General features: G+C 59.0%; 14 protein-coding genes. 5 read left to right on the forward strand and 9 right to left on the reverse strand.

The window, feature by feature from the left end:
- Position 1: 1 nt before the first annotated feature.
- From HG264_RS11815 to HG264_RS11840, 6 genes are all read right to left on the reverse strand, one after another.
- Complete coding sequence (locus HG264_RS11815; protein ID WP_169407868.1) at positions 2 to 1,252, reverse strand: heme biosynthesis HemY N-terminal domain-containing protein; 1,251 nt, start codon at positions 1,250 to 1,252, stop codon at positions 2 to 4.
- Positions 1,245 to 2,654 carry a uroporphyrinogen-III C-methyltransferase gene (locus tag HG264_RS11820; RefSeq protein WP_169407869.1) on the reverse strand — a complete coding sequence of 470 codons (1,410 nt, stop codon included), beginning with the start codon at positions 2,652 to 2,654 and terminating at the stop codon, positions 1,245 to 1,247. The genes HG264_RS11815 and HG264_RS11820 overlap by 8 nt, the downstream gene beginning before the upstream one ends.
- Before the next feature lie 10 nt (positions 2,655 to 2,664).
- Complete coding sequence (locus HG264_RS11825) at positions 2,665 to 3,414, reverse strand: uroporphyrinogen-III synthase (protein ID WP_256663665.1); 750 nt, start codon at positions 3,412 to 3,414, stop codon at positions 2,665 to 2,667.
- 8 nt (positions 3,415 to 3,422) lie between these two features.
- Positions 3,423 to 4,361, reverse strand: a complete 939-nt coding sequence (gene hemC / locus HG264_RS11830) for a hydroxymethylbilane synthase (protein WP_169407871.1) — start codon at positions 4,359 to 4,361, stop codon at positions 3,423 to 3,425.
- A gap of 72 nt (positions 4,362 to 4,433) precedes the next feature.
- Positions 4,434 to 5,183, reverse strand: coding sequence for a LytTR family DNA-binding domain-containing protein (locus HG264_RS11835; protein WP_169407872.1), 750 nt, complete (start codon positions 5,181 to 5,183; stop codon positions 4,434 to 4,436).
- A 3-nt stretch (positions 5,184 to 5,186) separates the two neighbouring features.
- Positions 5,187 to 6,266, reverse strand: a complete 1,080-nt coding sequence (locus HG264_RS11840) for a sensor histidine kinase (protein WP_169407873.1) — start codon at positions 6,264 to 6,266, stop codon at positions 5,187 to 5,189.
- 110 nt (positions 6,267 to 6,376) lie between these two features.
- Between HG264_RS11840 and argH the strand changes: the two genes are divergently transcribed.
- The 3 genes from argH (at position 6,377) to vapC (ending at position 8,618) form a co-directional block, all read left to right on the forward strand.
- The gene (argH, locus tag HG264_RS11845) at positions 6,377 to 7,777 is read left to right on the forward strand and encodes an argininosuccinate lyase (RefSeq protein WP_169407874.1); all 1,401 of its coding nucleotides are present in this window, start codon (positions 6,377 to 6,379) and stop codon (positions 7,775 to 7,777) included.
- A gap of 200 nt (positions 7,778 to 7,977) precedes the next feature.
- A complete protein-coding gene (gene vapB / locus HG264_RS11850) occupies positions 7,978 to 8,208 on the forward strand; it encodes a type II toxin-antitoxin system VapB family antitoxin (protein WP_169407875.1) in 231 nt (76 codons plus the stop codon).
- Positions 8,208 to 8,618, forward strand: coding sequence for a tRNA(fMet)-specific endonuclease VapC (vapC, locus tag HG264_RS11855; RefSeq protein WP_150301754.1), 411 nt, complete (start codon positions 8,208 to 8,210; stop codon positions 8,616 to 8,618). Before vapB ends, vapC begins: the two co-directional genes overlap by 1 nt.
- 62 nt (positions 8,619 to 8,680) lie before the next feature.
- Here vapC and aguA read toward each other — a convergent pair whose 3' ends face one another.
- Positions 8,681 to 9,778: an agmatine deiminase gene (gene aguA / locus HG264_RS11860; RefSeq protein WP_169407876.1), complete on the reverse strand. Its 1,098-nt coding sequence runs from the start codon at positions 9,776 to 9,778 to the stop codon at positions 8,681 to 8,683.
- 6 nt (positions 9,779 to 9,784) lie between these two features.
- Positions 9,785 to 10,663 carry an N-carbamoylputrescine amidase gene (aguB, locus tag HG264_RS11865; RefSeq protein ID WP_169407877.1) on the reverse strand — a complete coding sequence of 293 codons (879 nt, stop codon included), beginning with the start codon at positions 10,661 to 10,663 and terminating at the stop codon, positions 9,785 to 9,787.
- A gap of 246 nt (positions 10,664 to 10,909) precedes the next feature.
- Here aguB and HG264_RS11870 point away from each other — a divergent pair, with 246 nt between their 5' ends.
- Positions 10,910 to 12,844 carry a PAAR domain-containing protein gene (locus tag HG264_RS11870; RefSeq protein ID WP_169407878.1) on the forward strand — a complete coding sequence of 645 codons (1,935 nt, stop codon included), beginning with the start codon at positions 10,910 to 10,912 and terminating at the stop codon, positions 12,842 to 12,844.
- On the forward strand, positions 12,841 to 13,518 hold the full coding sequence (locus HG264_RS11875; protein ID WP_169407879.1) for a DUF2931 family protein: 678 nt from the start codon (positions 12,841 to 12,843) through the stop codon (positions 13,516 to 13,518). The genes HG264_RS11870 and HG264_RS11875 overlap by 4 nt, the downstream gene beginning before the upstream one ends.
- A gap of 106 nt (positions 13,519 to 13,624) precedes the next feature.
- On the opposite strand, the gene HG264_RS11880 is transcribed toward HG264_RS11875, so the two are convergent.
- Complete coding sequence (locus tag HG264_RS11880; RefSeq protein ID WP_169409112.1) at positions 13,625 to 14,419, reverse strand: zinc-dependent peptidase; 795 nt, start codon at positions 14,417 to 14,419, stop codon at positions 13,625 to 13,627.
- Positions 14,420 to 14,486 lie beyond the last annotated feature (67 nt).

Here is a 14,486-nt window from a genome sequence, read left to right on the forward strand (position 1 = left end):
TTTATTCCGCCGTACTGTTGCTCAACTGCGGCAAGGGCAGCGCTGGCAGATCATGCATCATCAGCCCGAAGCCCTTGCGCTGGACCAGCCGACTCGCTGCGTCATCGCCCATATGCTCCAGCAATCGCACCAGCTCGGCGCACGTCTGAATATCCGGCTTGCTGGCAAAACTCGCTTCAAGATAGGTTCGCGCCTTGCCCCACAAATTGTTGCGCAACGCCAAGCGGCCCAGCGCCAGCAGCAATGTGGCATCGTGAGGGTGCTGCGCCAACCACTGCTCGGCCGTCGCCAGTTGCCGTGCCGGCTCCTTGCCGGACACCAGTCCATAGTGATGAACCAGGCGGTCGTTGAAGGCATGCTTCAGCGCGGTGCGCAGCACCTCCTCCGCCCGAGCACCGTCGCCCATGGCATGAAGCTGCAGGGCGTAGACTTCAACCAGTCTCGGGTCCTGGCGCAGCGGCTTGGGCATCTGCTGCCAGATCTCGTTGAGTGGGTTGTCCTGTCCGGGCTCGTGATGAATGCCACGCAGCCCCGCCTGAGTCAGCAGTTCGGTATAAACACGGTATTCCAGCAGCTTAAGCTCCTGAGGCCGCAGCACCTCGTGTTTGCGTAACTCGGGTAACAGGTGTTGCAAGCGCTGCCAATCCTCGAGGCGGGCGTACAGCTGGCTCATCAGTTTCAACGCATAAAGATGACGAGGGTGGTCCTTGCGTACGCGCGTCAGGGTAGCCAACGCCTGCTCCAGCTGACCGCGTGCCATCTGTAGCTGGGCTTGTGTCACCGCAATGGCCACGTCAGCGCGGGGGGTTGTTTCGTAGGCTTCACGCAGCAGGTCGTCACACTCGGTGAAATCCTCCAGCTCATTGGCGGCGCGGGCTGCAGCAAGATAGTTGATCAAAGGCTGTTCCGCATGGGGCGCAGCACGTTTGAGCAGGCGCAATGAATTGGACCAATGCCCCTCGGCAAACTCAAGCAGCCCGCGGGTGGTTACCACACCAGCGCGACGATGGCGGTTGTGCCGCGACCAGGGATTGATACGCCTACCCGATGCGCCCAATAGCCGGACCACGGTGCGCAGCAACGCAACAAGTACCCAAAGACCGATGATGAAAGCGACACCGACCCAGACACTGGTCTCGATGGACAGGTTGCGCCAGGCAATCAGCAGATAGCCTGGGTCTTCGGCCACCGCCATGCCGAGCAGCGCAGCCACCAGCAATACGATAAGGATGGCAATGTAGCTTTTACTCATTACCAGTCTCCCCTGCGCTATCGCCATTGCCGCCGCGCTGACCATTGGACTGGCGGCGACTCTGCATGTAGGTTGCCAGGGCTTGCTGAACGGGCGCTATATCCGGCGGGTCGAGCGATATGTCCTGTTCGGCCACATTCGCCAACTGCTCACGCAGCATGCTGACCTCGGGATTGTCGGCTTCAAAGAAGCGCTGTAATACCGAGTCGGCCTGCTCGAGACTGGACCGGAATATCTCGGCTTCGCCCCGAAGCGCAGCCCATTGCGCCTGCTCGATAGCCAGCTGGAGCGTGCGTCGGACCCGGTTCATTTCCGCTGCAGTCAGTTGCGGAGTGATGACCTTACCGCGCTGAAAATCGACCCGCACGTAACGCTCGAGACGCGCCATGACCCGATCGAACCGGCTTGCCTCCTGATCAGAGCTTTCCGCGCCCGGCTCCTCTGCACTGAATTCTCGTACCGGCAGAGCAACGATATCGTTCACCCGGTCATGCAACGCGGCCAGCCGTAGATACACACCCGGACGATCGATTTCAGGCAGGTTCTCCAGCTGTGTCTGGAACCGTGCAAGCTCCTCCCGCACGGCGAAAACGCCGCTGTCCGGCTGCTCGCGCAGAATCCGGTCGACCAATTGCAGCAATTCGCCGGCTGACTCGACATCCTGCGCTGCAAGCAAACGTAGCGATGCCAGCCTGAGCATGTATTCAGCTTCGTCCAGCTTCCAGTCTGCGTCCGTATCGCCCCGCATTTCATCGAGTTGTTGTGACAGCGCTTGCTGGCTGCGCTGCAGATCCGCTGCCAGACGCCGCGTCTCATCGACGTCCGAACTGGAGGGAACATCCTGCAACTGCTGTTGCATCTGTTCGCGCGCCTGGCGAAGCGACTGCTCCTGATTAGCGGCCAGCTCATCAAAGCGTGCATCCAGCGTCGCGGAAACATCCGGTTCTGATTGCTGCTGATACCAGTGCCAGCCGCTCAGACCCAGTGCGCCCAGCGCAATCAGTAGCGCCAGAGCAGAAAGCCCACGCCCGCCGCCTGAACCGGACGCTGACTTGTCGCGCGGCTTGACCGGCGGTGGCGTGCCAGCTCCGGCAGTCTTTGGTGGCGTGCTGGCTTCGGACTGTTTGGCCGCGCCAGGCTTTTCGGTGGCGGGCTTGTCCTTCGTGGAGTGCTCGGCTTTATCGGAAGCAGGTTTGCCTGGCTCTGTTGCGGGCGTGGCCGTAACAGACGCCTCGGAAGCCGTGACCGGCGCCGCCGCGTCGCCCGGAGTAGATACCGCAGGCTGGCCGTTCTCGACAGTCGATTCGCCGGGTTTCCCGGATATCGATGTGTGAGACGCGTCTGGCTTGTTTGTCCCGGCTTTATCGTTCCGGTCGTTCTTGTTAGGTCCTGTCGGTTCCACGCTATTCCCCTTATCGCGTCAGCGGATGAGCGGCTACTGCCGTCAGTACTGCGGAATCGTCCGCGCCTTCGCATACTATGATGTCGGTGCAGCCAAGCGCTTGCGCTCGCTCGGCGACGCGCTGGCTCGGCACCCAGCAACGCCAGGTACTCTGCTCGGGCCAGCGCCTGCCTGCAGCAGCGTGCCAATGTTCGAGCCCCTGACCGCTTGCCAGTACAATGCCGCGGATATCGGCCTGGCTAGCCGATTCGAGCGCCGCAGCCAGACCTTGAGGCGGCTCGCGCCGGTACAGTTCAAGATAATCTACTTGCCCGCCCACTGCCCGAACGTGATTGGCCAGATGCTCGCGGCCACCGACGCCACGCCAGACCAGGACCTTGAGATCCGGACGCGCCAGCAGCTCACTCCAGATCGGCAAACGCAACAGTGCTTCACTGTCCTGCCCCGAGTCCGGTGTGTGCACTGGCAGTCCGTACTCTCTGAGTACGCTTGCCGTTGTCTCACCGACAGCGAACCAGTCGATACCCACCGGCGGTTGCGGCCAGGCAGCGTCGAGACGCTCCAGCCCCAGACGGGCTGCAACCGGACTCACCACCATGACCGCGTGATAGCGGTCGATATCAAGGATCAGTCGCTGCTGATCCGGCGTCTCGTCCAGCTCGTCTATACGCAGCAGTGGCACGCTGAGCGCAGGGATACCCAGCCCGGCCAGTTTGCCTGCCAGACGCTGGTTATCAGCATCCGAGCGGGTCAGCAGCACCGCAGAAGTCACTCCGGCGCAGCCCCCAGATAGACCGCATCAAGGATGGCCTGGGCCCCCTGTGCCAACAGGTCTTCAGCAACGGCAATCCCCAGCTCTTCCGGCGTAGCTTCGGGGCCACGGGCCTCGGCTGTAAGCATTTTGGTACCGTCAGGATCTCCAACCATGCCGCGTAGCCAGATCTCGCCATCCTGACGCTCCGCGTAGCAGGCAATCGGTACCTGACAACCGCCGTTCAGACGGTGATTGAGCGCGCGCTCGGCGCGCACCCGCAATGCGCTGTCCTCGTCGTTCAAAGGAGCCAACAGGGCATGCAATTCGGTGTCATCTGTACGGCATTCAATGCCCACTGCGCCCTGACCACCTGCTGGCAGGCTCTCTTCCGGCGGCATGGCATATCGAATGCGATCGTGGAAGCCCAGCCGCATCAAACCTGCAGCAGCAAGGATAATGGCGTCATAGTCACCGGCATCCAGCTTGGCCAGACGCGTGTTCACATTGCCACGCAGGAAATTTACTTTCAGGTCGGGACGGCGCGCCATGATCTGGGCCTGGCGTCGCAAACTGGACGTGCCGACCACGCTGCCGTGCGGCAGGGCGTCAACCGACTCGAAGTTGTTCGAAACGAAGGCATCGCGCGGATCTTCACGCTCACAGATAACGTACAGACCCAGCCCTTCCGGGAACTGCATTGGTACGTCCTTCATGGAGTGGACGGCGAGGTCGGCTTCGTTTGCGGTCAGTGCTGCTTCAAGCTCTTTGACGAAGAGGCCTTTGCCGCCGATCTTTGCCAGCGGCGAATCCAGCAGCTTGTCGCCGCGACTCACCATGGGAACCAGCGATACGCTCAGTCCGGGGTGTATTGCTTCAAGACGCGCCTTGACGTATTCGGCCTGCCACAGGGCCAGTGCGCTCTTGCGGGTGGCGATTCGCAGTTGTCGACTCATGGGATTCTCTTTCATTGCCAGCCGGCATGATACGCCATGGCTGTACAGGCATCCATGCGGTAGCGATCCGCGTCACAGCTGCTCCATCAGTTTGCGCACACCCGGCACGTGGCGCCGACTGACGGTCAAGGTCTCGTCTGGCAAACCCTTCAGTTGAAGATGGAAGTGGCCCATGGCACTGCGTTGCAGCCGCTCGATACGGTTGCGCGCCACCAAGGCGTTGCGGTGGATGCGCACGAAGTAATCGCCAAATTCATCTTCGAGGGACTTGAGCGGTTCATCCAGGAGCACTTCGCCCTCACAGTGACGAAGGGTCACGTATTTATGGTCGGCGATGAAATACAACACGTCTTCAATGGGCACCAACTCCACGCCACGGCGCGTGCGAGCACTGATATGACTGCGCGCCTGGTTGGTCGCCTCGGTTACGCCGGCCTTCCCCAGATTCGCCAACTGCAGTCGATTGAGCTTTTGCGCCTTGGCCAACGCGCTTTCCAGATCCTCACTACGCACCGGCTTGAGCAGATAACCCACCGCGCTGACGGCGAAGGCATCCAGCGCGTATTCGCCATGGGCGGTGCAGAACACCACAGCCGGCGGATCATTGAGTTCGCATAGTTTCGCCGCTGTTTGCAGGCCATCAAGCCCCGGCATGCGGATATCAAGCAGCGCGATATCCGGATGATGCTCTTCGATGAGCTTCAGCGCCTCTTGCCCATTGGCGGCCATTTCCGGCACCACGCTGTACTCCGGCAGCGCGGCGACCAATCGGGCCAGACGCTCGCGGGCTAGGGGTTCATCATCGGCGATCAGTACTTTCATGCCTCAATGACTTCTCTGGTGAGTTGGCGATTGTTCTATACAAGGATAGACCAGCTTGCTGAAGAAGCGCGGACCGTCTCGCCAGATCTCGACTCGAGACTGTGGACCAAAGAGTGCAGCAAGCCGTGCTCTTATATTGTGTAGCGCCATGCGGGCTCCCTGGTGGCTATCTAGTACCTCTGGACAACTATTCGAGACCTCCAGTTCAACCCGACCATTGACATAGGCCGCATAAATGCTGATGTCACCTCCCTCCAGCTGCGGTGACAGGCCATGCAGAATGGCGTTTTCCAGGAGCGGTTGCAGGGTCAGTAGCGGCATGGGCGTGTCCGGCGGCAGCGACTCGGTGTGCCACTGCACTTCCAATCGTTTGCCGAGCCGGTACTTCTCGATACGCAGATAGCCTTCACACAGGCGCTTCTCCTGTGCCCAGGTGGCAACGCCGCCGGCTTCGGACAGGTTCGCACGGAACAGATCGGCCAGATCCAGCACCGCATTCTCCGCCTGCTGCGGCTGGCTTCCTATAAGGCTGACAATGCTATTGAGGCTATTGAACAGAAAGTGCGGCCGGATGCGTGATTGCAACGACTGCAAGCGCGACTGCAGCTCGGACTGAACCTGTAGTTGACGCTGCTGGTGCAGGTAAAAATAACGTAGCAGCAGACTGGTCATGATCAGAGCGATCAGGCCGTGGCGAAGCAGCAGATCGACTCGCAGCGGTGGCGCACCGGCCATGCCCTGCTGCAATACCCACTCAGCGAGGACGGTGAACAGCAACGTCAGGCCAATGACCACCGCATAGCATGCGGATATCGCCAGCCACAACGGGCGACGTTGCATCCACGGCCGCATCCGGCACAGCAGCGCGGCGGACAGCAGCACAATCCATTGCACAAACAGCGATGCCATAGCCAGCTGCAACCAGTCGAACCCACCAGCCCCCGGCTGCGCCAGCACCCACAGCATGACCACCAGTTCGGCCAGCACCACCAGCGTAAACACGGCCACCGATGAACACAGATCCGGGAGGAAAAAGTCCTCCCCTTCGTGGGGCTTATTCAGCAGCGACCAGATTCCATTCATTCGTTGTATCTCCATAAGCGATCGACCATCAACCATTAGCCGACCGGCATCGTTCCAGTCTGGGATGGTATGCTATGCGTCTTTAAATTGTCAGCGGATCGATCCGACACATGAGCCAAGATCAGACTACCAATCAATCATGGGGTGGCCGTTTCAGCGAACCGGTCGACGCCTTCGTAGCACGCTTCACCGCCTCGGTGGATTTCGACAAGCGCCTGTACAAGCATGACATCCAGGGATCTATTGCTCACGCTACGATGCTCGCCCGGGTTGGCGTGCTCACCGAGGACGAGCGCGACACCATCATTGATGGTCTGCAGGCAATCCGCAGCGAAATCGAAGCCGGTGAGTTCAAGTGGAGCGTCGAACTCGAAGACGTCCATATGAACATCGAGGCCAGACTTACTGACCGTATCGGCATCACGGGCAAGAAACTGCATACCGGCCGGTCGCGCAACGATCAGGTCGCCACTGATATCCGCCTCTGGCTGCGCGATGAGATCGATATCATTCTTGCTGAGCTCAAGCGTCTACAAACCGGGCTGCTTGATCAGGCGGAGAAGCATTCCGCTGTCATCATGCCGGGCTTCACCCACTTGCAGACCGCCCAGCCGGTGACCTTCGGGCATCACCTGCTGGCATGGTTCGAGATGCTGGCCCGCGACAGCGAGCGTCTTCTGGATTGCCGCAAGCGGGTCAACCGCATGCCGCTGGGCAGCGCCGCCCTGGCCGGCACGACTTACCCCATCGACCGCAGCGTAACCTGCGAGCTATTGGGCTTTGACGCGATCTCCGGCAACTCGCTGGACGGCGTCTCCGATCGTGATTTCGCTATCGAATTCTGCGCAGCGGCAAGCGTGGCGATGATGCACCTGTCGCGTTTTTCCGAAGAACTGGTGCTCTGGACCAGTTCGCAGTTCAACTTCATCGATCTGCCTGACCGCTTCTGCACGGGCTCATCGATCATGCCGCAGAAGAAGAACCCCGACGTGCCTGAACTGGTGCGCGGCAAGACCGGCCGCGTTTACGGTCACCTGATGGGCCTGCTGACACTCATGAAGAGCCAGCCGTTGGCTTACAACAAGGACAATCAGGAAGACAAGGAGCCGCTGTTCGACGCAGTCGATACGCTGCGCGACAGCCTGCGCGCCTTTGCCGACATGATTCCGGCAATCGAGCCAAAGGTCGAGGCGATGCGCGAAGCGGCATTGCGCGGCTTCTCCACCGCAACTGACCTGGCCGATTATCTGGTGCGCAAGGGCCTGCCCTTCCGCGACTGCCACGAGATTGTCGGGCACGCGGTAAAGTATGGCGTAGACAATAAAAAGGATCTGGCCGAAATGAGCCTGGACGAGCTGCGCCAGTTCAGCGACCAGATCGAGCAGGACGTTTTCGACGTGTTAACGCTGGAAGGTTCGGTAAACGCCCGCGATCATATTGGTGGCACTGCACCGGCCCAGGTTTTGGCAGCCGTTCAGCGCGGCCGGGAGCTGGTGGCGCCGGGCCGATAAAAGCTGCCATGGAAAAGATCAGGTAGTCCACTGACAACCCAAGCCCGCCATGCGCTTCGTATGGTGGGCTTTTTACTGGGTTGCTTTCAAGCACCACGTAACCGTAATAAAGCAGCCGGATCTGCATGTATATCCCGTTGACATATCCCTAGACCTGACTATTATTGGCTGTGTGTTTTATAGACCTTTGGAGGTGCTCGATGGAACAAGGCTCTGTCTTTCAAAGCAACCGCAGCCAGGCGATACGACTGCCCAAGGCTGCCGCACTGCCTGATGACGTGCATCGAGTTGATATTGTCAGGCTCGGTAGAGCTCGACTCATCACGCCAGCCGGGGAATCCTGGGATAGCTGGTTTGAAGGAGAAGGCGTCACTGCCGATTTCATGATCGGTCGCGAGCAACCACCAGAGCAGGAACGCGAGGCGTTCTGATGCTGAAATTCATGCTCGACACCAATATATGCATTTTCACCATCAAAAACCGGCCTCAATCTGTACGCGAGGCTTTTACGCAACATCACGGTCAGATGTGCATAAGCACCATAACGCTGATGGAGCTGATCTACGGTGCGGAGAAGTCCTCAAATCCCGAGCGCAACCTGGCCGTCATAGAAGGGTTTGCAACGCGTCTGGAAGTGCTGAGCTACGACCAGGCAGCCGCCGCACACACGGGCCAGCTCCGTGCTGAACTCGCCAAAGCAGGCACGCCGATCGGCCCCTACGACCAGATGATCGCTGGTCACGCCCGCTCGCAGGGGCTGATCGTAGTTACCAACAATCGGCGCGAGTTTGAGCGCGTCCCGGGCTTACGAATCGAGGACTGGATCCCGCCCAGCGTATAACCAGAGCGAGGATTTTCCGGTGGCAAGCCACCACGCGCACGTCGCTTACAACCAGCCCGGTGCTAACGCGCCGGTTGCTGCTGAGTAATGCAGTGTATGTTCCCACCCCCGAGCAGAATTTCCCGGCCCGGGACCATGACGACACGCCGCTCCGGGAACAGCTCCTGGAGTATCTCCAACGCAGGCTGATCCTGCGGATCATTGAAACCCGGTACAACAATCCCGTCATTCACGATCAGAAAATTGACATATGAGCCGGCAAGGCGGATCGATGGATCACGCGGCTGTGTGCCTGTGACCCGGTCAATCCCAACACATTCCTCAGCCGTGGCATAAAGCGGCCCCGGGATGGGCATGCGATGCACGACCAGCTCCCTGCCCTGCGCGTCGCGACTGGCCTGCAGTACTTTCAAGGCAGCCTGACAACGCTGGAAATTCGGGTCTTCTTCATCATCGGTCCAGGCCAGGAGCACCTCGCCCGGCCGCACAAAACAACAGAAGTTGTCGATGTGGCCATCGGTCTCGTCATTGAACAGCCCATAGGGCAGCCAGATGACCTTCTCGATATTCAGGTAATCCGCCAGCATTAGCTCGATTTCCTGACGCGCCAGATGCGGATTGCGGTTTGGATTGAGCAGGCATTCCTCGGTGGTCAGTACCGTTCCTTCCCCGTCCACATGAATCGCGCCCCCCTCCAGCACAAAGCCCTCGGTGCGGTAACGCGGGCAGCGCTCCAGGCCGAGAATCTTGTCGGCCACTTGGTCATCACGTTGCCACGGCCAGTAAAGCCCGCCCTTGAAGCCGCCCCAGGCGTTGAATGTCCAATCGACACCGCGCAAACCGCCCTGCCCATTGATGACGAAGGTAGGACCGGTATCGCGTATCCAGGCATCATCCGAGCTGATCTCGATTACCCGAATGCCAGGGTGGTCCAGCTGCAGGCTTGCATTCTCATACTGCGCCGCGGACACGCACACGGTAACCGGTTCGAAACTGGCGATAGCCCGGGCCACCTCAGCAAATGCAGCCTGGGCTGGTTTGGCGCCCATGCGCCAGTTGTCGGTGCGCTCGGGCCAGATCATCCAGGTTTGTGCATGCGGCGCCCACTCGGCCGGCATGTGGTAACCGTCGTGACGCGGCGTACTGTGCAAACTGTACATAGGCGATCAGGACTCCAGTGAACCATCCAGTGACTTGATCGGCCCGTACAGATTCGGACGGCGGTCGCGGTATACCCCCCAGGCGCTGCGGATATGCTCCAGCTGATCCAGATCGAACTGCTGAACCAGCACGGCTTCGTCAGTCTGATTGGCTTCCTGCACCTTCTCGCCAAACTGATCGGCGATAAAGGACGAGCCATAGAAGGTAATGTCGTAACCGTCCTGCTCTTCCAGCCCGATGCGGTTACTGGCCACCAGCGGCATCAGATTCGCGCCGGCGTGCCCCTGTTGCACCCGCTGCCAGTGATTGCGCGAGCTGATCGTCGGGTCATGTGGCTCGCTGCCAATCGCGGTGGGGTAGAACAGGATTTCCGCACCCATCAAGGCCATCGTCCGAGCCGCTTCCGGGAACCACTGATCCCAGCAGATACCCACACCAATGGCGGCGTAGCGGGTTTTCCACACCTTGAATCCGGTATCGCCGGGATTGAAGTAATACTTCTCGTGATAACCGGGGCCGTCGGGGATATGGCTCTTGCGATACACGCCCAGATTGCGGCCGTCCGCATCGATGATCGCGATGCTGTTGAAACGCGCGCGCCCGGCCAGTTCGAAAAAGCTGATCGGTAACACCACCTCCAGCTCCTTGGCCAGCGCCTGAAAATGTTTGATCGCAGGGTTCTTATCGACTTCTGTTGCAAGCTGAAGGTATTCCGGATTGGGCTTCTGGCAGAAGTAAGGCGTCTCGAACAGCTCCTGCATCAGAATGATCTGCGCACCCTTGGCTGCCGCCTCGCGCACCAGACGCTCTGCCTTGGCGATATTGTCTTGACGATCCCAACTGCAGCTCATTTGGGTGGCGGCGACGGTTACAAGGCGGGACATGGCTTTCTCCGGCAAATGACTGAATGAGCAAAGCATAACCCATCGGGCCCGAAAGAACCGAGGCTGCCACGATCAGATGCGGTATCGATTCCATCCTTGCACGGCTGTCGGCACAGGGCTCCGCTGCTGTAGTTATCGAATATGCTGGGCACCGCGTCACACCCGAGCATCAAGCGGATTGTCCGTGCCAGCCAATAGCCATAGGGTTTAGGTTTCTGCAGTACTACCCGCCAAAAGGAGCTTGGCATGTCAGGCAAACCCGCTGCCCGGATGGGCGACCCGACCCAGTGCCCAAAAGACGGTCACGGCACCAATGCCATCGTCACCGGCTCGACAGACGTCCTCTTCGACGGTCAGCCCGCCGCCCGCCAGGGCGATCAGACCGCTTGCGGAAGTGCCATCGAAGGGGCGGTAATTCCCTCAGTGTTGATCAACGGGCGTCCGGCTGTGGTATTGGGCAGTTCCGGCAATCATGGCGACGTTGTGATTGGCGGCTCCGGCACCATTATCATTGGCGGCAACGTCAGCGCGGCCATTACTAACAATGGCGAGAGCCAGACAGCCTCGGCTTCATCGGTCACTGTTGGCACTACCAGCCTGCTTGCCACGAGCCTGAACGAGACGGCAGAACACCCCACGGAAAGTACTGTTATCGACGGCACGCTCTATTCTCTGGAAGAAGAAGAGGAGGAAGAAGAGCGCGAGTTACCTCTTCAACAGCGCATCACCTTGCGCGTGGGCATGTTCTTCGACGGCACGGGGAACAATCTTGGCAACGCGGCGCTTACCGCAGAGTGCCGACGCCAGGATCTGCAGGAGTTCGATGAAGAGACACTGAGCCATATCCGCCAGCTTTGCGAATCCCATGACTACCGTGACACCACTGGCGACGGTCACTACGACCAATTACCCGGTAGCAGCTACGGGAACGAGCAGAGCAATGTCGCGTTGTTGTATGACCTGTATGAGGACCAAAGTGATGCGGTGGTAGAAGAAGTTGCCAACGAGGCAAGCCTTGCAGTCTATATGGACGGCATAGGCACCAGCAGTGGTAGCGAGGACTCCACCTGGGGCTTAGCTGCGGGGCAAGGCAGAACGGGCGTGGTGGCCAAGGTACAAAAAAGCCCATCGCTACTAGTCGCGGAACTGCGCCGACTTTTAAATGGCAATCCTCAGCTGTTAATTGAACGAATCGAGTTCGATATTTTCGGCTTCAGTCGGGGCGCCGCTGCAGCACGGCATTTCGCAAACGAAGTGCTTAAACCGAATGGTGGGATACTCGCCACCCATATTAATCATGACTTATCAGCCCTGGCCCCCGAGTTCGACTGGTCGACCCACGCATGCATCAATTTCATCGGTCTTTTTGATACCGTAGCGGCCATCGCCGATCCTCTACGTGGCAATATCAGCGTTGGGGACAGCCGAAATCCGGGAGTGAACCTCTATTTGCCGCCCGGTTGCGCTCGAAAAGTTGTGCATCTGACTGCAGCCGATGAACATCGGCACAATTTCAGCCTTAACCGCGTGGAAGACGCGCACGAAGAGCTTGCGCTGCCTGGCGTGCATTCGAACCTCGGTGGCGGCTATCCGTTACTCGTTCGCGAACGCATATTAATCGGCAGGCCCCGTCTTTTTCGCGATGCCTATTATTCAATGCAAAGCATCGACAAGGCGAAGCTTGAACGCTCCAGAGAGTGGCGGGCGCGCGCAGAAGAAGAGCGGCAGCTGTTGGAGAAAGGGCTTCCGGGCGAAGGTGAACTGATTCCTCTGAATTTTTCTATACCTGTATCAGGCCACGGCCAAAGCAGTCAAGGTTCAGAAAACATGCTCCTGGCTTTGGGGCTGGATAGAGAGGTACGCGGCGAATTATCAAGAATCGCGTTGCGGGTAATGCACGCAAAAGCGAGTGAAAGCCGTGCCCCTTTCAAACTTATTCCTGAAACACCCGTATTCGCTATCCCAGAGGATCTTCAGTCAATCGCAAACAAGGTTATGCGATCTACGATGACTGGGCAAAGTGCAGTGTTAAATGAGACGGAAAGACGCTTTTTGCATAGCAGGTATATACACAGCTCCGCCAACTGGAGCTCAGTCAGTGGATTACTGGTGAACAAACCTAGAAATCAGAATAAACGCGCCGTCTATCCAGACCGGCCACAGCGGGGCTACCCAGCATGAGAAAGCTGTCACTTGTAGTCGGGCTCCTGATCACCTTGACCGCCTGCGCCAGTAATCTCGCACCCGACCCCCTGCGACCGCCACCACCTGAGCTGCCATACCGGACCTGGGAGATAGGCTTGTTAGCACCCAATTATATGGAGGTCTGGGTCGAAAGCGTCGATGTGCTGGACCAGCGAGGGCTGGCCTATTTCCGAGTACACGGGGGCGTTTCAGCCATTCAGAACCCTCCGGACAATCGTGGCAATCCAAAGGGCTGGCCACTCCGGCCAGGGGCGGGAAAGACACGCCCGATGACCGGAATTGATTTACCAGAAATCGTATTTGTACGCTGGCAATCACTAGCTGAACCGCAAACTTACCGCGTAGCGATTCCTATCTTCGAAAAAAATCGAGAGGAGATGCTCACCCCCTACACCGCTTTCTGCCGTTTTGACGGCAAGCATATTCAGGACTACAGAAAAATCATCACGATCGGCTTGGCGCCAGGCGGCATTGCCAAGGCCTGGTTGAGCGGTGACTGTCTAGAGCCGCTCGAAGTCGGGCGCTTCGAAGGCACGATCAGCCCTGATGGGCCGAGTGAAGGTCAGACCAACGGCCGTTACGCTCTACCCTTAGCGCCGGCAGCCCAGCAATACATTGATGACCACGGCATCCCCTTCGACAGCTGGTAAAAAAGCGCCATATCACGGACCCGCTGGTGATCGGCGCGCCATTGCTGCTCTGTTAGGAGTTGTTCAGTTAGCAGTCACCCGGACCCAACGTTTACAGCCGATTCTGCTAAGTCAGCGCCAACGGGTCCTGCCGATAGAACGCGACCAGATGACCGTACACAGCCGGCCAGGCGGATTGCAGTGAACGCGGTGACTCGAAGAAGGTTTCGGATAAAACAGCGAAGAATTCGGCGGGGTCCTCGAGTGCGTAACTATCTACAGGCAACCGCTCGCCGAGCTCGGCACGGCGTGCCAGATCGTCCCAGGCGGCCGACAAGTCGCGCTTCCAGGCTACCGCGTCCATACCCGAATGAAGCGGCGGCGCGCCGTTGGCAGAGGCACTACGCATATCCAGAGTATGCGCCAGTTCATGAATCACCACGTTGTAGCCGTCGTGCTGGTCGGCATCCAGCACGTCCCGCAGCGATAGAACAATTGGCCCGTGCTCCCAGGCTTCTCCGCTGCGCTCGCTGGTTTCCTGATGAACAATGCCGTACTCGTCCTGCCAGCTGTGATTGGCAACAAAAGGGCCGTCGTACAGGATCAGCGTCTGCCAGCCGTCGTACCAGTCCAGCCCTAATCCGAGCACCGGCACAACGGCCATACCCGCAATACGAAGACGTATAGCGTCGCTGATTTCCAGACCGTCCACACCGACGAAATGTTTGCGCAGGAGCAGCCGCAGCGCCGCCTCATGCAGCCAACAGCGCTCCAGCTCGGAATAACGACGGTATACGGACCAGTCGCCCAACGCTCGCTGCCAGTCACCGGCGGAAATGCTCAATCGTCGAAGCTGCCTGTCTTCCCGCCACGTACCCAGCCTTCGCCAGACTCTTGGCGGCGGGCGCTGCGCCGATTTCATGTCTTTGATAATCAAGGAATCGACCGTCCAGTTTTCTCGCAGCGACAATAACACGCAGGAACAAAAA

Source organism: Pseudomonas sp. gcc21 (assembly GCF_012844345.1).
In the GTDB taxonomy this organism is placed as follows: Bacteria; Pseudomonadota; Gammaproteobacteria; order Pseudomonadales; family Pseudomonadaceae; genus Halopseudomonas.

Coding starts and splice junctions, on each gene's coding strand:
- HG264_RS11870 (WP_169407878.1), top strand. CDS start 10,910: ATGTCAGGCAAACCCGCTGCCCGGATGGGCGACCCGACCCAGTGCCCA.
- aguA (WP_169407876.1), bottom strand. CDS start 9,778: ATGTACAGTTTGCACAGTACGCCGCGTCACGACGGTTACCACATGCCG.
- vapC (WP_150301754.1), top strand. CDS start 8,208: ATGCTGAAATTCATGCTCGACACCAATATATGCATTTTCACCATCAAA.
- hemC (WP_169407871.1), bottom strand. CDS start 4,361: ATGAGTCGACAACTGCGAATCGCCACCCGCAAGAGCGCACTGGCCCTG.
- HG264_RS11875 (WP_169407879.1), top strand. CDS start 12,841: ATGAGAAAGCTGTCACTTGTAGTCGGGCTCCTGATCACCTTGACCGCC.
- argH (WP_169407874.1), top strand. CDS start 6,377: ATGAGCCAAGATCAGACTACCAATCAATCATGGGGTGGCCGTTTCAGC.
- HG264_RS11815 (WP_169407868.1), bottom strand. CDS start 1,252: ATGAGTAAAAGCTACATTGCCATCCTTATCGTATTGCTGGTGGCTGCG.
- vapB (WP_169407875.1), top strand. CDS start 7,978: ATGGAACAAGGCTCTGTCTTTCAAAGCAACCGCAGCCAGGCGATACGA.
- aguB (WP_169407877.1), bottom strand. CDS start 10,663: ATGTCCCGCCTTGTAACCGTCGCCGCCACCCAAATGAGCTGCAGTTGG.
- HG264_RS11835 (WP_169407872.1), bottom strand. CDS start 5,183: ATGAAAGTACTGATCGCCGATGATGAACCCCTAGCCCGCGAGCGTCTG.
- HG264_RS11880 (WP_169409112.1), bottom strand. CDS start 14,419: ATGAAATCGGCGCAGCGCCCGCCGCCAAGAGTCTGGCGAAGGCTGGGT.
- HG264_RS11840 (WP_169407873.1), bottom strand. CDS start 6,266: ATGAATGGAATCTGGTCGCTGCTGAATAAGCCCCACGAAGGGGAGGAC.